The sequence below is a fragment of the Pseudomonas sp. WSY_20 genome, assembly GCF_043104335.1.
GTDB classification, from domain to species: Bacteria; Pseudomonadota; Gammaproteobacteria; order Pseudomonadales; family Pseudomonadaceae; genus Aquipseudomonas; species Aquipseudomonas parafulva_B.
In genome coordinates, this window is sequence record NZ_JBICKP010000019.1 from 78,435 (window position 1) to 96,581 (window position 18,147).

An 18,147-nucleotide genomic window follows, 5' to 3' on the forward strand; every position below is an offset into this window, starting at 1 on the left:
CCTGTCACAGAGCAGATAAGGCGCGAATCAACCCAGACAAAGCACAGCGTAGGCCATCTGCCATTAACGCGATGGAAATTTAGGGGCCTGATTTCAGTCAATGATGGCCGCCACGCCTGCTGCCTTGTGGGCGCGGTGTCTGGCTCGCCGGTTTGAGCGTGGCGCAGTGCTGGACATATTGTCGCAGACACCGCATGGACCACGTCAATTAAGTCATGACAGCCTAGCTTTTGATCAACTCAAGGTGCGCAACGCGGGGGCCGAGCTTGATCACCGCGCACGCCGCAGGCCAACCCCTTGTCAGAGTTCGAGGTCCAGCAGTGCCGCCCCCAGCGCCTTGCCATGGGCATCCAACGCCAGCGATCGGGTCACACCACCGCGCAGGATCCCGGGCAGCACGAAGTTCAACGCCCCGAGCTGCGCCAACTCGTACCGGCGAACGGGGGGCCCTGCCGGGTCCAGAAGTTCGGCAAAGTGGGCCGTGACGCGCGCTACCGTGAGCCACTGGGCCAGGCGCGGGTAGTCAGCAGAATCAAAGGCGATTACCGAGATGTTCGACGTGTCGCCCTTGTCGCCGGTACGGCTGTGGGCTATGTCCCGCAGTTTTGTCGGGGTACTCATGCCATCTCCTCCAGATGCACCTGCAAGGTCACCGCGTCCCTGGGCAGCAACAGCGAAGCCACCGCCACTACCTGACGCACCGACTTGCTCGCCCCACCGCCGCCATAGGGACCGTTGGTATAAAGGGTTTCCACCTCGTTGCCGATGCGCACCGCATCGCTTTTGGAGGCGCAGCGCGCCGCCACACGCAGCCGCACCTCCCAGGGTTCGCCCTGGGCGCGCTGGCCCAGGTCATCACCGTGCAGGGCACTGACGCCAATCAGCTCGCTGCGGATGTCGTCGCAGGCCACACCGGTCAGTTGCAGTCGCTTGCGTACGATGGCTTCGGCCAGGCGCCCGCGGGCTACTGCACCAGGGCCGCCATAGGACATCTGCCCTTCGCCGATCCAACCGTCGAGAAAACCCACCGACACCTTCAACGCCTCCGGGCGCGCGCGCCCATCAGCGCCCTGCACCCGGACCTCATCCTGGGCCAGGGCCTGAAACGCCACCTGGCTGAAATCAGCGGTCACATCGGGCGTAAGGTAAGCGGCCGGGTCATGGACTTCGTACAGCAGTTGCTCAGTACAGGTAGAAGTATCAATGCGCCCGCCGGAACCGGCCACCTTGCTGATCACCGCATGGCCCGTTGCATCGATTTCGGCCAGTGGGAAACCGAGGCGGTCGAGGTCGGGCACCTCCTTCACACCGGGATCGGCGAAGTAGCCGCCACTGATCTGCCCTGCGCATTCGAGCAGGTGCCCAACCAGGGTGCCGCGCCCGAGCAACGTCCAGTCGTCCTCGCGCCAGCCGAACTCGAACAGCTGCGGCGCGAGAAACAGCGACGGATCGGCCACCCGGCCAGTGACCACAACGTCGGCATCGGCCTGCAAGGCCTGCACAATGCCTGCTGCGCCCACATAAGCGTTGGCTGAAATCAACCGGTCGCCGAGCTCAGCCAGGGTGGCGCCGTTGTCGAGGGTCTGTTCGGGCCGTTGCTGCAAGGTGGCGAGCACATCGTCGCCGGTCAGCGCCGCTACCTTGATACCAGGCATACCGAGTTCAGCCGCAATGCGGCGGATTTCACTGGCCGCGCCCAGTGGGTTGGCCGCCCCCATGTTGGTGATGATGCGCAGGCGCCGCCGCGTGCCGTCGGCCCCTGTGCCTACATAGGGCAGCACGCGGCGCATGCGCTCGCCGAGCAGGGGGTCGAAACCACCGTGCGGGTCGAGCAGCCGCGCTTGCTGCGCCAGGGCGATGGTGCGCTCGGCCAGGCATTCGAACACCAGGTAATCCAGTTCGCCCTGTTGCGCCAACTCGATGGCCGGCTCGATGCGGTCGCCCGAGTAGCCGGCGCCAGCGCCGATGCGTATGGTTTTCATCTAGAAAACTCCAATGACCAGGGCGGTCAAGGTCATCAGGACCGAGGCCGCGAACAGGAAAGGGATGGTAAAGCGTTGGTGATCGGCCAGTTCGATCTTGCACAGGCCGACCAGCAGGAAGGTCGCGGGGGTCAGTGGGCTGACCGGAAAGCCCGTGGTGTGCACACCCAGAAGCGAAGCCTGGGCCACTTGCATCGGGTCCACGCCCAAGGCCCTGCCCACCTCGGCGACCACCGGCATGATGCCGAAATAGAACGAATCCGGGTCGAACAGCAGGCTCAAGGGCATGGACAGAAAGCCGACCACCGCAGGAATCAGTTGGCCGTGCCCTGCGGGAATCTGCCCCACCGCCACCTCGGCCATGGCCTTGAGCATGCCGGTGCCTTGCATGATGCCGGTGAAGACCCCAGCGGCCAGAAGAATGCTGGCCATGGTCAGGGCGGTCTTGGCATGGGCGTCGATGCGCGCCCGCTGCGCGTCCACGTTGGGGTAGTTCAGGCACAAGGCAAGCACGGTGCCGACCATGAACATCACCACCGGGTCCACCACCCCTGCGATCATGATCCCCATCACCACCAGGGTCAGCAGCAGGTTGGGCCAGAACAGGCGGGGCTTGCGCAGCTCGCGCTCGGCGTCAGTGAGCGTACGTTGATGCGGCGTGACGTCGAGTTGGTCCCGGCCCAGGCCCAGGCGCCGTTCTTCGCGGCGCCCAAGCCAGTAGGCACAGGCGAAGACAAAGATCAGCCCGACGATCTGCACCGGAATCAGCGGCTGGAACAGGTCGGCCACCGGCACGTGCAGCGCTGCCGATGAGCGCAGCACCGGGCCGGTCCAGGGCAGGAAGTTGACCCCGGCCGCCATGGCCGTGACGCAGGCCAGAATGCGCTTGTCCATGCCAAGGCGCGTGTACAGCGGCAGCATCGCCGGAATGGTCACCAGGAAGGTCACTGCGCCCGAACCGTCCAGATGCACCAGCAAGGCCAGCAAGGCCGTGCCCATGACGATGCGCGTCGGGCGTGTGCCGACGCGCTTGAGGATGCGATCAATGATCGGGTCAAGCATGCCGGCGTCGGTCATGATGCCGAAGAACAAGATGGCAAAGACGAACATGCCCACGACCGGGGCGACGTTCTTGATGCCGGTGATGATGAAGGCGCTGGTCTGCAGGCCGAAGCCGCCGAGCAGCGCCGCGATGATGGGCAGGGCAATCAGGGCGACCAAGGGAGAGATGCGCTTGCTCATGATGCTCACGAGCATGCACAGGATAGTGGCGACACCGAGGGTGGCGAGCATGGGGTTTCCTCTTCGGCCTCTGGTTCGCAATTGCGAGAGAAGGCCCTGTTGTTGTTTTGCAAGAGTAATAACAACGGCGTTAGGCTCTGTGAATTGAAATATTCGGCAGGCCACGTTCGGAAAAACAAAATGAAAAATGCGATCCAGCTCATCCGCGCGTTCCTGGCCGTGGCGCAAACCGGCAACTTTTCCAAAGCGGCCGTGGCCTTGAACCTGTCGCCTTCGGCGCTCACCGTGCAGATTCGCCAACTCGAAGACTGGCTCGGGGTGACTTTGCTCGAACGCAGCCCGCGCCACGTCGGCCTGACCGCTGCCGGTCAGCATGCATTGCTGCCGATGGAAAAGTTGCTGCTCGACCTGGACAACATCGTCGAAGCGGCCCGCGACCATGCCACCTCCCGTCGGGGCGTACTGACCATCGCGGCCCTGCCCTCACTATGCTCGGGGCTGCTGCCAGGCGTGGTGCAGCGCTTTCGCGAACGCTTCCCCGGCATCGAGGTCCGGCTGCGCGACGTGGTAGCCCAGCGCATCGATACGCTGGTGCTGGAGCAAGAAGTGGATTTCGGCCTGGGTGTACAGGCGCGGCCTACCCAGGGGCTGGCGTTCAAGGCCCTGCTCGAAGATCGCCTGTGCCTGTACGTGCCGCACGACCACCCCTTGGCCAGGCGGACAGCGGTGACCCTGGCCGAAGCGGCGGCATACCCCATGCTGCTGACCGGACGGGACAGCAGCGTGCGCAACCTGGTCGAGCGGCTGTTCGCCGACGCGCGCCTGCCCCTGGCGGCAGGGCTTGAAGCCAATTACATGTCGACGGTGCTGGCCCTGGTGCGCCAGGGCCAGGGTGTTGCATTGTTGCCCGAGTCGGCCGACGAGGGCCGTGACGAAGTGAGCAAGGTGGTGGTGGATCATCCGGGCGTGGTACGCGAGATCGGCGTCATCACGCGGGCCGAACAGGTGATGGCGCCGGCCGGTGTGGAATTCCTGCGATTGCTCAAGCCTTAGTCTGAGTGTGAAGCTAGAGAACTCGGTGTGATGTTGTTCGTTTAGGGCCGCTACGCGGCCCATCGCGGCACAAGGGCCGCTCCTACACCCAATTCGGTAGCTTTCAAGTACGGTGCAAAGACAGTGGCTGCGCAGGTAGGGCTACACGATCTCGAGTGACACGGCCCCCCTATAGGAGCGGCCTCGCCGGGGCGCCGGACCGGCCGCGATGGGCCGCGCAGCGGCCCTAACGATCTTAAGTGAACCGCATTACGATACTCGGTGAGGTTGTGTTACAAGCAGCCCCGCCTGACCGTCGTCCCAAGCCACTTCTCACAGCCCTTAGATCTGCTGCAGGTGCCCATACAGTTTGGCGTACAACCCACCCTCGGCAATCAGCTGCTGATGGTCACCGTCCTCTGCCACATGACCGCCGTCGAACACCAGCACCCGGTCCGCCTGCTTCACCGCCGACAAGCGGTGGGCAATGATCAGTGTGGTGCGGCCTTTGAGAAAACGCGCCAGCGCCTGGTGCAGGTTGTACTCGGTGGCAGCGTCCAGCGCCGAGGTGGCTTCGTCCAGGATGACCACCTTAGGCTCGGCCAGCACCATGCGTGCAATGGCCAGCCGTTGACGCTGGCCGCCGGACAAGCGTACGCCCGAGCGCCCGACCACGCTGTCCAGCCCGTGAGGGAGCGCGGCGATGGTGGCGTCGAGCTGGGCGATCCGTAATGCCTGCCAGCAGGCATCGTCGGTGCAGTCCCGGCCCATGGTCAGGTTGGCCCGCACGCTGTCGTTGAACAGCGACGGATGCTGCAACACCACCGCCACCTGCTCACGCAGGGTTTCCAGGCCGATTTCCTGCAGGGTGGCGCCACCGAAGCGAATGGTGCCTGCATCTGCGCTGTACAGCCCGATCAGCAGCTGCACGAGCGTGCTCTTGCCACCCCCGCTGGCGCCGACAATGGCCACCTTCTCACCGGGTGCGATGGCCAGGTTCAGGTTGTCCAGCACGGGTTCGTCGGCGTAGGCAAAGGACAGGTCCCGGACCTCGATGCCCACCGTGGCGTGCCCGGCGAAGGGGTCACTGGCCGCCGGGTACTGGGGCTCGTCGGCGCGTGCCAGCAGCTCATTGAGGCGATTGAGCGCACCGCCCGCGGCATAGTAGGCATATTGCAGGTTCAGCAACTGCTCGACCGGGCCGATCATGAACCAGAGGTAGCTGAAGACGGCAAGCATCTGGCCGATCGACAGGTCCGAGAACAACACCGTCAACATGGCCGCTGCGCGGAAGATGTCGATGCCGAACTGGAACAGCAGCCCGCTGGCACGGCCGCTGGCGTCGCTCTTCCACTGTGACTCCACGGCGTAGTCGCGCACCTCGCGGGCCTTGACGCCCAATCGACCGAGGAAATACCCCTGACGGTTGCTGGCGCGGACCTCCTGGATGGCATCGAGCGTTTCGGCCAGCGCCTGGGTGAAGCGTGCCGTGCTGTCGTTTTCGAGCTTCTTCAGGTGCTTGACCCGCTTGCCCAACTGCACCGTGAAGTAGATGACCAGCGGGTTGAACAACAGGATCAGCAGCGCCAGTTGCCAGTGCATCCACAGCAGGATGGCGGCCGTGCCGGTGAGGGTGAGCATGGCGACCAGAAAGCGACTGAGGGTCTCACCCACGAACTTGTCCAGGGTGTCCAGGTCGGTGACCAGATGCGTGGTGACCGTGCCGCTGCCCAGGTTCTCGTACTCTTTCAGGGAAATACGCTTGAGCCGTTCGATCAGGCGAATGCGTAGCCGGTAGACGATGTCCTTGGCCAAGCCGGCGAACAGCCTGGCCTGGATGACGTTGAACGCCAGTGCCGCCAGGCGCAGGCACAAGGTCAGGCACAACATCAGGCCGATATAGCCCGCTGCGACCTGCCAGCCAGACGGCAACAGCTGGTTCATCCACTTGAGCGCGGCATCGCCATGCCCGAGCAGCACTTCATCCACCAGCAGCGGCAGCAACAATGGAATCGGGACACTGCAACACGCTGCCAGCACGGCAATCAGGTTCGCCGTCCACAGCTGCTTTTTATGGTGCAGGGCAAGGCGCCGGATTTCCGACCAGCTCAACCGGTCGGCCGAGCCCACCGGCTTGGACGGCGCCGGGTCGGGCGACCCGGGCACATCAAGCACTGGCGGCCTGCTGCAGCCAGCGGCCAAGCAACGGTTGCAGACGCTCGAGCGGCTGATACCCGTTGGTCAGCAAGGCCAGCTGACCGTTGCGCTCAGCGAGCAAGGTCGGGAACCCTGCGATGCCCAAGCCCTGGGCCCAGGCGAAATCCGCCGCAGTCGCAGCGCGGGTTTCGGCGCGGGTGAATGCCTCGGCAAACAGCCCGCGCGCGAAACCCGCCTGCTCGGCCAGCTCCACCAGATTCGGGGCGGTGGTCACGTCATGAGCCCCTTCATAGAACGCAGACTGTATGGCTGCCAGCAGGGGCCAGAGGCGCTCGCCGTCCAGCTCGCGGGCCGCTACCAGTGCCCGGCAGGCCGGTTCAGTGTCGTAGACAAAGCCGTCGGGCATGGCGCCCTCGAACGTGAAAGGCTGCCCCGTTGTTTCGGCCACGGCCTGCCAATGCTCGAGAATGTACTTGCGGGTGGCGCCGTCCAGCACGGCACTGCCACTGCGCAGCCCGCCGACTACCAGATGGGTCGGCACGCCTGCCTGATTTGCCTGATCGATCAGCGCACTGGCCACCGGGGCGAAGCCCCAGCACCAGGAACACATCGGGTCCATCACGTAGATCAGGCGCGCAGACATGGATCAAGCCTCGGCTTTGTAGTTGTGGCCAATCGGGTGTGGCAGGTTGCGGGCCTTGGCCAGCTCGATCTGCTTCTGCCGGTCGATGGCGCTGCGGCGGGTCTTTTCGCTCAGCGAATCCCAGCAGTGCGGGCAGCTTACACCTGGCGAATAGTGCTCCGAGGCACGCTCCTGGGCATTGATCGGATGACGGCAGGCGTGGCACTGGTCGTATTCACCCTCGCTCAGGTCATGGCGAACCGTGACGCGGTTATCGAACACGAAGCAGTCGCCCTCCCACAGGCTTTGTTCCTCAGGCACCTCCTCGAAGTACTTCAGGATGCCACCCTTGAGATGATAGACCTCCTCGAAACCTTCACCGAGCATATAGCTGGACGCTTTTTCACAACGAATGCCCCCGGTGCAGAACATGGCGACCTTCTTGTGGCGGGCTGGGTCGAAGTTGGCCTTGATGTAGTCGGGAAATTCGCGGAACGTTTCGGTCTTGGGGTCGATGGCCCCCTTGAACGTGCCGATGGCCACTTCGTAGTCGTTGCGCGTATCGACCAGCAGTACCTCGGGGTCGCTGATCAGCGCGTTCCAGTCCTTGGGCTCGACGTAGGTGCCCACCGCCTGGTTGGGATCGACCCCAGGCACGCCCAGGGTGACGATCTCTTTCTTGAGCTTGACCTTGGTACGGTAGAAGGGCTGCTCGTCGCAGTACGACTCCTTGTGGTCGATGTCCACCAGGCGCGGGTCGCTGCGCAGCCAGGCCAGCAGGCCGTCGATGCCTTCGCGAGTGGCTGACACGGTGCCGTTGATGCCTTCATGGGCCAAGAGCAAGGTGCCTTTGACGTGGTTGTCGAGCATGGCCTTGAGCAGCGGCTCGCGCAGTTCGACGTAGTCTTGCAAGGTGACGAACTTGTACAGCGCCGCGACGACGATAGGGTGGGACATGAATCAGGTTCTCCAGGTGGTTGCCCTCGTAAGGGGCAGACCGGGCTACACAATGAACAAAGGGCCGCTGCACGCCCACCGCAGGCACGCCTGCCGCTTCAGGTGCCCGGTGCGTCAACGCAGTGGGTTTACCTGAAGCAGCTGGGGGACCTGCGATGGGCTGTGCAGCAGCCCCTTTTTGGGATGAAGCGGATTCTACCAGAACAACAGCAAGGTTTCAGTGCCCGCCGCCGGCGCATACAGGCGATGCCGGCGCACTGCCGACCTGCGCCCACTCATCGCCGGTATAGGTGTGGATGGCCAGCGCATGAATCTGGCCCATCAGCTCACCCATGGTCGCGTACACCTTCTGATGCCGCTTGACGCTGTTCAGGCCTGCGAACACATCGCTCACGATCACCGCCTTGTAGTGGGTCTGCTGACCACGGCTGTGCATGTGGCTTTCATCGAGCACCTGCAGGTGCTGAGGCGTCAGGCTTGCCAGTTGCTGTTCGATACGCTGTTGCATGTTCATGGCCGTGCTCACTTCTTGGCTGGCGCGGCTGCCTTGCCATAGTTGGGGTCCAGCTGCTTGGTCATGTCTTCTAGCAGCTTGTTGACCACCGGCACCGCAGGTTCGAGGGTCTGCTGGGTCAGCTGAGCCGATTGCTGGGTGACCTTGGGCATCTCGCGCAGCACCTTGCGGCCAAGGGGCGACTCGTAGAACTTGACCAGGTCCTTGAGTTCTTGCTCGGTAAAGGTCTGGGTGTACAGGTCGACCATCTTGGGCTTGAGCTTGTTCCAGCCGATGGCGTTGTCCAGCGCGGCGTTGGCCTTGGCCTGGTAGCTTTCCAGTACGGGCTGCTTGGAGGCAGGCGCCTTGGTCTGGGCGAAGCGCTGGGCAAACATCTGCTGCACTTGCATGTACACCGGCGTGCCCAGTTTGTCGGCATTGGCCAGGGTCAGGAATTTCTCGGCAGCGGCGTTGTGGCTGGCGGTGGCGGCCAGGACCTGGCCACTGGCGCAAGCCAGGGCGACTGCAGCACAGAGGACACGAAGACGGGTCATTGCATTTCCTTCAGGAGGGGGGAGGCGGTACCTCAGAGCGAGCATTCTGCGCCCGCCAGGGCGAGCTGCTCAAGTAGCACGACAGGCGATTGAACCGCCAGGTCGCATGAGGGCCTAAACTGCTGATTCTGACTGACAAGGGAGTGAATGCAGCATGAGCCGTATCGAAACAGACAGCCTTGGGCCGGTCGAAGTTCCTGAGCACGCCTACTGGGGCGCCCAGACCCAGCGCTCGTTGATCAACTTCGCCATCGGCCAGCAACGCATGCCGCTCGCCGTGCTGCATGCCCTGGCCCTGATCAAGAAAGCCGCTGCCCGCGTCAACGACCGCAACGGCGCCCTGCCCGCCGACATTGCCCGGCTGATCGAGCAGGCCGCCGACGAGGTCCTCGATGGCAAGCATGACGATCAATTCCCACTGGTAGTCTGGCAGACCGGCAGTGGCACGCAGAGCAACATGAACGTCAACGAGGTGATCGCAGGTCGCGCCAACGAACTGGCCGGCCAGGTGCGCGGCGGCAAGTCGCCGGTGCACCCCAACGATCACGTCAACCGCTCCCAGAGCTCCAACGACTGCTTCCCCACCGCCATGCACATCGCAGCCGCCCAGGCCGTGCACGAGCAACTGCTGCCGGCCATCGCCGAGCTGTCCTCGGGCCTGGCCGAGTTGTCGGCCCGTCATCATCGCCTGGTCAAGACCGGGCGTACGCACATGATGGATGCCACGCCGATCACCTTCGGCCAGGAAGTCTCGGCATTCGTGGCGCAGCTCGATTATGCCCAGCGCGCCATCCGCGCCAGCCTGCCGGCGGTGTATGAGCTGGCCCAGGGCGGCACGGCGGTGGGCACGGGCCTCAATGCGCCCCAGGGCTTCGCCGAAGCCATCGCTGCCGAGCTGGCTGCCTTGTCTGGGCTACCCTTCGTGACCGCGCCCAACAAGTTTGCAGCGCTGGCCGGGCACGAGCCGCTGACCAGCCTGGCAGGGGGGCTGAAAACCCTGGCGGTGGCCTTGATGAAGATCGCCAATGACCTGCGCCTGCTCGGGTCAGGCCCCCGTGCGGGATTGGCCGAGGTGCGCTTGCCCGCCAACGAGCCCGGCAGCTCGATCATGCCCGGCAAGGTCAACCCGACCCAGTGCGAGGCGCTGTCGATGCTGGCCTGCCAGGTGCTGGGCAACGACACCACCATCGGCTTTGCCGCCAGCCAGGGGCATCTGCAGCTGAACGTGTTCAAGCCGGTGATCATCCACAACCTGCTGCAGTCCATCGAATTGTTGGCAGACGGTTGCCGCAACTTTCAGGAGCATTGCGTGGCGGGCATCGAGCCAGATGCCGAGCAGATGGCCGCACACCTGGAGCGAGGGCTGATGCTGGTGACGGCACTGAACCCGCATATCGGGTACGACAAGGCTGCCGAGATTGCCAAGAAAGCCTATGGTGAGGGCAAGACCCTGCGTGAGGCAGCGCTTGAGCTGGACTACCTGACCAACGAGCAGTTCGATGAGTGGGTAAAGCCTGAAAACATGCTGGCGCCGGGTGGCAAGGGTTGAGGTGTTGGGGGGCTGCCTGCGTAGCCCCTTTTTTGGCAACGCCAAGAAGGCTTGCGCATTTGATGTGCAAGCAACTGCCTTGCACCGCATCTGGGCCAGTTAAGTGTTACCCGCCCCCAACACCTAGGACACTTGCGCAAGCCGGGCACGACGTGCCCGCCATCCCGCCACCAGCGAAGGCCCGAGCGCTACCAGCGCAGAGCCTGCCACCACGACCACGGCCCCTACATACCCCAACAGGTTGATCTGCTCGGCCTGCACATAATCAGGCCACGCCAGCGCAGCCAGTGCCACCGCCACGAACGTCACCAATGGCGTCAATGCCAGCGTCGCACTGACCCTAGAAGCCTCCCAATGCGCCAGGGCTTCGGCAAAGGCGCCATAGGCCACCAGCGTATTCAGGCAGCACGCCAACAGCAGCCAGCCCTGTACGGGGCTCAGTAACAAGACCTCCAGCGGCTGCACCCAGGGCGTCAGCAGCGCTGCGCAGCACAGGTAGATCACCATCATCACCTGCTGCGAATTCCACACCGTCAGCAACTGCTTCTGGCTCAAGGCGTAGAACACCCAGATACTGGTGGCCAGCACAATGGTGAGCACACCGGTGGTGTAGGCGCCAAGGGAGGTCAACAGCTCCTCCAGGCGCTGGTTGAAGAACAGCCCGAAACCTGCCAGCAGGATCAACAGCCCCACCCCCTGCCCCACGCTGAAGCGCTCGCGAAACACGAACACACTGGCCACCAGCAGCAGCACCGGCCCCAGTTGCACCACCAGCTGCGCGGTACCAGGGCTGAGCAACTTCAAGCCGATCAGATACAGCACGTAATTGCCCATCAAGCCCAGCACCGCCACCCCAACCAGGCCCCTGCCCTTGGGCGTGAGCCGGCCGAACGACGGCAGGCGGCGGTTGGCCGTCAGCCAGGCGCACAGCAACCCACCGGACACCAGCAGGCGATACCAGGTCACCGTCAACGGGTCCATCACCTGCAGCACCTGCTTGAGCTTGATCGGCAGGATGCCCCACAGCAGTGCCGTCAGCAGGGCAAGCAGCAGGCCGTGAACCCAACGGCCGGAGGTGATGTGCATGGTGTCCTCGATCAGATCCGTGGTGGGGGTGGCTGAATTCTACGGGGCTGCGCAGGCAAGCTGAGCAGCCCTGCCGGGAAAAGAATTCATCACGTCATTCTGTGGGGGCATGATACGGGCAACACGCCGGATCGCGGCTGTGCTGCCCAAGCCCACTTTCATGTCAGGTGTACGAGCCCGGCCTACTTCTTGTGCTTGGCGAACGCCGCTTCCAGTGCTTCGTTGATGGTGCGCAGAACCTTGACCCGTGCCCAGCGCTTGTCGTTGGCTTCAACCAGCGTCCAGGGCGCGATCTCGCTGCTGGTGCGGTCGACCATATCGCCCACGGCCTGGCTGTAGTCGTCCCATTTGTCGCGGTTGCGCCAGTCGTCCTCGGTGATCTTGTAGCGCTTGAACGGGGTTTGCTCACGCTCCTCGAAGCGCTCGAGCTGGGTCTGCTGATCGATGGCCAGCCAGAACTTGACCACCACCACGCCCGCATTCACCAGTTGTTCTTCGAAGTCGTTGATTTCGCCATAGGCACGCATCCAGTCGGCAGGGCTGCAGAACCCCTCGACCCGCTCCACCAGCACCCGCCCATACCAGGAACGGTCGAAGATGGTGAACTTGCCACGCGCGGGAATGTGCCGCCAGAAACGCCACAGGTAAGGCTGCGCGCGTTCTTCTTCGGTAGGTGCGGCAACGGGCACGATCCGGTACTGACGCGGATCCAGGGCAGCGGCCACGCGCCGGATCGCACCACCCTTGCCCGCCGCATCATTGCCCTCGAAGGCTGCTACCAAGGCATGACGGCGCATGTGCTTGTGACGCAGCAAACCGGCCAGACGCGCCTGCTCGGTGACCAGTTGCTCCTGATAGTCCGCCTTGTCCAGACGCAAGCTCAGGTCCAGGGCACCCAGCAGGCTACGTTGGTCGATGCTGCGTCCAAGCGGCGCGACATTGCCCACGTGCTTGCCCTTGGGGTTATTGGCCAGGGCCGCCTGCAAGCTGTCGAGCAGGATGCGCCCGACGGCCAGGCTGCGGTAATTGGGGTCAACTCCCTCGACGATGTGCCAAGGTGCGTAATCGCGGCTGGTGCGGCGCAACACACGTTCCCCAAAACGCACGAAGCGGTCGTAGGTGTGTGACTGCTGCCAATCCAGCGGGCTGATCTTCCAGCTGTGCAAGGGGTCGTCCTTGAGGGATTTGAGCCGCGCCTTCATCTGCTTCTTGGAAAGGTGAAACCAGAACTTGATGATCAACGCGCCTTCATCGCACAGCATCTGCTCCAGGCGTTCGGCACCGTTGATGGCCTGGTCCAGGACCGCGTCCTTCAACACCCCATGCACGCGCCCCTGCAGCATCTGGCTGTACCAGTTGCCGAAAAACACCCCCATGCGCCCCTTGGGCGGCAAGGCGCGCCAGTAACGCCAGGCCGGTGGCCGCGCCAGTTCCTCGTCGGTCTGCTGATCGAAGGTGAGCACATCGATCATGCGCGGGTCCATCCACTCGTTGAGCAGCTTGACCGTCTCGCCCTTGCCGGCCCCCTCCACGCCGTTGATCAGCACAATGACCGGAAAACGCGCTTGCTGCTTGAGCTCATACTGGGCCTCGAGCAGTGCCTGACGCAGGGCGGGTACCTCGGCGTCGTAGGTTTGCTTGTCGATGCTGTGACCAATTTCGGCAGATTCGAACATGCACGGGCTCCTTCAATGGATAGACAAGACTAGCGCAAAAGCCCACCTGGGTTGGGAGCTCGGGCTGCAAGAAAGCCCCAGTCATGCGACTATCGCCACTTCTTCAGTCGCTTGTCGCTGTGCACCTGCCATGACCGAAACTCCCCCGCTCCAGCACGCCCAGATCGACTGGGACGAACAGGGCCGCCCTCATTCGCGGCATTACGATGACGTGTACTTCGCCGTCAATGAAGGCATCGATGAAACCCGCCATGTGTTTCTCGGACAAACCCGCCTGGCTGAACGTTTCACTGCAATGGCGCCTGAGGCCTGCATGGTCATCGGCGAGACGGGCTTTGGCACCGGCATGAATTTCTACTGCGCCTGGCAACTGTTCGCGCAACACGCCCACGCAGATGCCCGGCTTCACTTCGTCAGCGTCGAGAAATTCCCCCTGGCCCGCGATGACCTGGCCCGTGCCATCAGTCTGTGGCCGGAGCTGGCCGCCTACAGCCAGCCTTTGCTGGCCCAATACGTGGCGGTGCATCCGGGGTATCAGCAATTCACCTTCGAAGGTGGACGCGTCACCCTCACCTTGCTGATCGGTGATGTGCTCGAGCAATTGCCGGAGCTCGACGCCCAGGTCGACGTCTGGTTCCTCGATGGCTTTGCCCCTGCCAAGAACCCCGACATGTGGACCCCGGCACTGTTCGCGCAACTGGCGCGGCTGTCCCACCCCGGTACCGTGCTGGGTACGTTCACCACCACCGGCTGGGTACGCCGCAGCCTCGTGGAGGCGGGTTTTGCCATGAAGAAGGTGCCTGGCATCGGCAAGAAGTGGGAAGTGATGAGCGGGGCGTATGTAGGCCCGCCCCCTGCCCCTACAGCGCCCTGGTATGCCCGCCCGCCGGCAGGTGATGGGCCGCGTCAGGCCGTGGTGGTGGGTGCCGGGCTGGCCGGCAGTTGCACGGCGGCAAGCCTGGCCCGACGCGGCTGGCAGGTCACGGTACTGGAGCGGCATGGGTCAGCGGCGCAGGAAGCGTCCGGCAACCCGCAGGGGGTGCTGTACCTCAAGCTATCGGCGCACGGCACGGCCTTGTCCCGGATGATTCTCGCCGGTTTCGGTTACACCCGCCGTCAGCTTGAGCACCTTCAGCGCGGCGAGGACTGGGACGCCTGCGGCGTCCTGCAACTGGCCTTCAACGACAAGGAAGCGGCGCGCCAGGGCAAGCTGGTGCAGGCCTTCGGGCCCGGTCTTGTGCACGCATTGACCCAGGAGCAGGCCCAGGCCACCGCTGGCATCACCCTATCGACAGGCGGGCTGTTCTACCCCGAAGGCGGTTGGGTGCATCCGCCCGCGCTATGCCGCCAGCAGCTTGAGCACCCCAACATCCGCCTGGTCACGCACCAGGAGGTGCTGTCGCTGCACAAGGTCGCGGGGCGGTGGCAGGCCTGGGCCGGTGACCAGTTGCTGGCCGACGCGCCGGTGATGATCCTGGCCAGTGCTGCCGAGGTCAAACGGTTCGAACCGTGCGCCGGCTTGCCGCTCAAGCGTATTCGTGGCCAGGTCACCCGACTGCCCGCAACACCCCAAAGCCGGGCGCTGGGTACCGTGGTCTGCGCGCAAGGCTATGTGGCGCCCGCGCGATGCGGCGAGCACACCCTGGGCGCCAGCTTCGATTTCCACAGCACTGACCTGACCCCCACGGCGGCCGAACACGAGGGCAACCTGGCGCTGCTGGACGAAATTTCCCCTGACCTGTCCCACCGGCTTGGCGCGGCGGGGTTCGATGCGCAGGCGCTCGAAGGCCGCGCCGCTTTCCGCTGCACCAGCCCGGACTACCTGCCTATTGTCGGGCCTTTGGCCGACGACCACGCTTTTGCCCAGGCCTATGCAGCGCTTGCCCGGGACGCGCGACAAGTGCCGCAGGTGGCGTGCCCTTGGCTTGAGGGCCTGTACGTCAACAGCGGCCACGGCTCGCGGGGCCTGATCACGGCCCCGCTCAGCGCAGAACTGGTGGCGGCCTGGGTCTGCGGCGAACCGCTGCCGGTACCGCGAACGGTCGCCGAAGCCTGCCACCCCAACCGCTTTGCACTGCGGCGCCTGATTCGGGGCAAATAACAGGTGCCTCGCCCAGGCGGGCGCCCTGCGGCAATAGGCCGCAGTAGCGACATTTCATACCTGATCGCGAATGAGGCTTAATACGGGCCTTGATCGCCTGGGGGTCAGATGACCGTACGTGCACGCTCACTTGTGTGTTTGCTTGCAGGCATCGCCGTGCTGTTCAACCTGCTGGCGATGCCGCTCGATCGTGCCTTGCAATCCCCCAGCATCGACAGCCAATCGCTGATGCTGGGAAGCTTTTGCAGCCTGCACGGTGCGCAGAGCTTGCCCAAGTCACTGCTGGCCCAGCTCAAGGCCGACCTGCCGCAACTGGACGATCAGCCGCCAATCAAGCATCAGGCGGGTGACTGCTGCTGTGGCCATGCCGCGCATGCCTTGCTGGCCAGCGACTACTATCGCCACCTGTTCCCCCGCTACTGGCCCGACGCACTGCTGCTCGGTGACAGCCACAAGCTGCCGTTGCCGCGTGAACAGTGGCCCAAGCTCAACCCCCGCGCCTCTCCCCTGGCCTGACCCGTCGTTGCTTACCCATTGCTGCCCCGCGACATGCGGCGCGCAGCGCTGCTCGACTGTCTTCAGGAAACACTTCATGTCTGCGTTTCGTCATACCGCACGCGCCGTCCTGCCCGTGCTCGCTGTTTATAGCCTCAGCCCTTTGTCATCGGTCATTGCCGAAACACGCGCTGCCGAGAACTCGACGCTAACCCTCGGTGCGGTCAGCGTGACCAGCACCGAAAGCGGCCCGCTGGCCACCAGCAGCGTGCTCAGTTCGGTGGATATTCTAGGCGGTGATATCCTCGAAAAAATGCCAGTCGCCTACAGCTGGGAGCTGTTGCGCCGGGCACCGGGCACCGGGCACCGGGGGTGATGCTCACCGAGTTCAACCAAGGCACCACCTCGGGCAAACTGTCGTTTCGCGGCTTCAATGGCGAAGGCGAAGTGAATGCTGTCAAGTTGCTGATCGATGGCATCCCCAGCAACACCAATGACGGCAACATGCCCTTCATCGACGCGGTGTTCCCCCTGGACATCGACAGCATCGAAGTGGTGCGCGGCACCAGCGACCCGCGCTATGGGCTGAACAACATCGCCGGCAACGTCAATATCAACACCCGCACCGGCGGTAACTACAACAAGGCGCGCCTGCGCTACGGCAGCTTTAATACCCGAGAGGTGCAACTGGCCAAGGGCATCGAGACCAGCAACTGGACGCAGAACTACTTCTTCGCCCGCCAACAGGTCGACGGTTATCGCGACCACGCCGACACCGAACGCTACAGCTTCGGCGGCAAGTGGTTCTATACCCCTGACGATGGCAGCTACCGCCTTGGTCTGATCGCGCGCCACTACGAGTCCGAAGCCCAGGAAGCGGGCTACCTGACCGAGGACGACGCCCGCCATCATCCGCGCATGACCAATGACTACAACGCCACGGACAAAGGCACGCGGCGCATGAACCAGGTCAGCGTGCACTTCGACACCGACTTGGCCGACACCCTGTCCTGGTCGGCCAAGACCTACCTCAACACCTATGACGACCGTCGCTGGACCCAGTACTGGCGCACCAGTTCACAGCAGGAGCGCGACACCTACGAGGACCAGTACGGCGCCATCACCTCGCTGACCTGGCGACCACAGGTGGACTGGCTGCACGCCTTTGCGCTGGAAGGTGGAAGCGATGTGCAGAAGCAACAGAACCGCAGCGAGCGCTACCGTACCCAAGCGCGTGTACGCCAGGCGCAGACACGCGACCAGGACTTCGACTTCAACACAGTCGGTGCCTACGTACAGGCAGAGATCGAGCCGTTGGAGTCGCTCAAGATCGTGCCGGCCTACCGGGTGGACAAGATCAGTGGTGACTTCACCAACAAGATGACCGGACAGGGCTACGACATCAACGACTACGGGCTGATCAAGCAGCCCAAGCTCAGCATTGTCTATTCGCCATGGAAGTTTGCCAGCGTTTACGCCAACTGGGGTCGCACCTTCCAGGTCGGTACCGGTGCGGCAGCCTACAAGGTGCCGCCGCGCAACGAGGACCTGTCCCCTTCGATCAATCAAGGCTGGGAAACCGGCGTCAAGTTCACCCCAGCCAGCTGGGTCGATGGCCGTGTGGCCTATTGGCGCCAAGACGCCTCTGGCGAAGTGAGCCGGCGCCTGAACGACCCGAGTGGGGAGTCGGACAATGTCGGTGAGACACGGCGCTGGGGCTACGACCTGCAGGTCAACCTGCACCCGGATGAACGCACCGAGGTATGGATGTCGTACTCCTGGCAGTACTCCAAGATCCTTGAGCCCAGCAGCGCATTACCAGGTAGCAAGGGCCAGGAAATCGATCACGTGCCACATCACCTGTGGAATACCGGCATCAGCTACCAGGCTACTCCAAAGCTGCAGCTCACTGCCTGGGCGAACGGGCAGAGTAACTACTACCTGGAGCGGGAGAACACCCAAGGTACCTATGGCGGCTACGTGCTGATGAACCTCGGGGCGACGTACAAACTCAGCGAAACCATAAGCGCGGACCTGCAGTTGAAGAACCTGACCAACCGTTACTACGAGTACGTCTGGTACGACCCAGATGGAGCAGATGCGTCACTGCACTCACCCGGCGACGGCCGTGCGCTGTATGCAGGGCTCACCCTGGACTTCTGATGCCGGGCACGGCAAGCACCCCAGGGTGGCTTGCCGTG

Annotated in this window: 14 protein-coding genes and 1 pseudogene; 5 read left to right on the plus strand and 10 right to left on the minus strand. The window is 63.7% G+C overall.

Annotation, left to right across the window (positions count from 1 at the left end; genetic code table 11):
* Positions 1-300: 300 nt before the first annotated feature.
* The 3 genes from ACF8E5_RS05980 to ACF8E5_RS05990 are packed head-to-tail and all read right to left on the minus strand — an operon-like array spanning position 301 to position 3,275.
* The gene (locus tag ACF8E5_RS05980) at positions 301-621 is read right to left on the minus strand and encodes a hypothetical protein (protein WP_058637574.1); all 321 of its coding nucleotides are present in this window, start codon (positions 619-621) and stop codon (positions 301-303) included.
* On the minus strand, positions 618-1,982 hold the full coding sequence (locus tag ACF8E5_RS05985) for an acyclic terpene utilization AtuA family protein (protein ID WP_058637573.1): 1,365 nt from the start codon (positions 1,980-1,982) through the stop codon (positions 618-620). The genes ACF8E5_RS05980 and ACF8E5_RS05985 overlap by 4 nt, the downstream gene beginning before the upstream one ends.
* Complete coding sequence (locus ACF8E5_RS05990) at positions 1,983-3,275, minus strand: CitMHS family transporter (protein ID WP_058637572.1); 1,293 nt, start codon at positions 3,273-3,275, stop codon at positions 1,983-1,985.
* Positions 3,276-3,404: 129 nt separating this feature from the next.
* Here ACF8E5_RS05990 and ACF8E5_RS05995 point away from each other — a divergent pair, with 129 nt between their 5' ends.
* Positions 3,405-4,277: a LysR family transcriptional regulator gene (locus ACF8E5_RS05995; protein WP_058637571.1), complete on the plus strand. Its 873-nt coding sequence runs from the start codon at positions 3,405-3,407 to the stop codon at positions 4,275-4,277.
* A gap of 321 nt (positions 4,278-4,598) precedes the next feature.
* Here the strand turns inward: ACF8E5_RS05995 and ACF8E5_RS06000 are convergent, their stop codons facing one another.
* From ACF8E5_RS06000 to ACF8E5_RS06020, 5 genes are all read right to left on the minus strand, one after another.
* A complete protein-coding gene (locus ACF8E5_RS06000; protein WP_197844185.1) occupies positions 4,599-6,431 on the minus strand; it encodes an ABC transporter ATP-binding protein in 1,833 nt (610 codons plus the stop codon).
* Positions 6,424-7,056 carry a DsbA family protein gene (locus ACF8E5_RS06005; RefSeq protein ID WP_392475025.1) on the minus strand — a complete coding sequence of 211 codons (633 nt, stop codon included), beginning with the start codon at positions 7,054-7,056 and terminating at the stop codon, positions 6,424-6,426. The genes ACF8E5_RS06000 and ACF8E5_RS06005 overlap by 8 nt, the downstream gene beginning before the upstream one ends.
* A 3-nt stretch (positions 7,057-7,059) precedes the next feature.
* On the minus strand, positions 7,060-7,992 hold the full coding sequence (locus ACF8E5_RS06010; protein ID WP_392475026.1) for a rhodanese-related sulfurtransferase: 933 nt from the start codon (positions 7,990-7,992) through the stop codon (positions 7,060-7,062).
* Positions 7,993-8,209: 217 nt separating this feature from the next.
* On the minus strand, positions 8,210-8,506 hold the full coding sequence (locus ACF8E5_RS06015) for a BolA family transcriptional regulator (RefSeq protein WP_058637568.1): 297 nt from the start codon (positions 8,504-8,506) through the stop codon (positions 8,210-8,212).
* A gap of 8 nt (positions 8,507-8,514) precedes the next feature.
* Positions 8,515-9,039, minus strand: a complete 525-nt coding sequence (locus ACF8E5_RS06020) for a DUF2059 domain-containing protein (protein WP_058605622.1) — start codon at positions 9,037-9,039, stop codon at positions 8,515-8,517.
* A gap of 154 nt (positions 9,040-9,193) precedes the next feature.
* On the opposite strand from ACF8E5_RS06020, the gene ACF8E5_RS06025 reads away from it, so the two are divergent.
* On the plus strand, positions 9,194-10,588 hold the full coding sequence (locus ACF8E5_RS06025) for a class II fumarate hydratase (protein ID WP_058605623.1): 1,395 nt from the start codon (positions 9,194-9,196) through the stop codon (positions 10,586-10,588).
* Positions 10,589-10,711: 123 nt separating this feature from the next.
* Here ACF8E5_RS06025 and ACF8E5_RS06030 read toward each other — a convergent pair whose 3' ends face one another.
* Both ACF8E5_RS06030 and pap read right to left on the minus strand, forming a co-directional pair.
* On the minus strand, positions 10,712-11,674 hold the full coding sequence (locus tag ACF8E5_RS06030; RefSeq protein ID WP_392475027.1) for a DMT family transporter: 963 nt from the start codon (positions 11,672-11,674) through the stop codon (positions 10,712-10,714).
* A gap of 182 nt (positions 11,675-11,856) precedes the next feature.
* A complete protein-coding gene (gene pap, locus ACF8E5_RS06035; protein ID WP_058637566.1) occupies positions 11,857-13,350 on the minus strand; it encodes a polyphosphate:AMP phosphotransferase in 1,494 nt (497 codons plus the stop codon).
* Positions 13,351-13,480: 130 nt separating this feature from the next.
* On the opposite strand from pap, the gene mnmC reads away from it, so the two are divergent.
* The 3 genes and pseudogenes from mnmC to ACF8E5_RS06050 all read left to right on the plus strand — a co-directional run bounded on the left by mnmC (position 13,481) and on the right by ACF8E5_RS06050 (position 18,109).
* Complete coding sequence (mnmC, locus tag ACF8E5_RS06040) at positions 13,481-15,451, plus strand: bifunctional tRNA (5-methylaminomethyl-2-thiouridine)(34)-methyltransferase MnmD/FAD-dependent 5-carboxymethylaminomethyl-2-thiouridine(34) oxidoreductase MnmC (protein ID WP_392475028.1); 1,971 nt, start codon at positions 13,481-13,483, stop codon at positions 15,449-15,451.
* 108 nt (positions 15,452-15,559) lie between these two features.
* Positions 15,560-15,967: a DUF2946 family protein gene (locus tag ACF8E5_RS06045; protein WP_078478920.1), complete on the plus strand. Its 408-nt coding sequence runs from the start codon at positions 15,560-15,562 to the stop codon at positions 15,965-15,967.
* 76 nt (positions 15,968-16,043) lie between these two features.
* Positions 16,044-18,109: pseudogene (locus ACF8E5_RS06050) on the plus strand (TonB-dependent receptor).
* Positions 18,110-18,147: the final 38 nt, after the last annotated feature.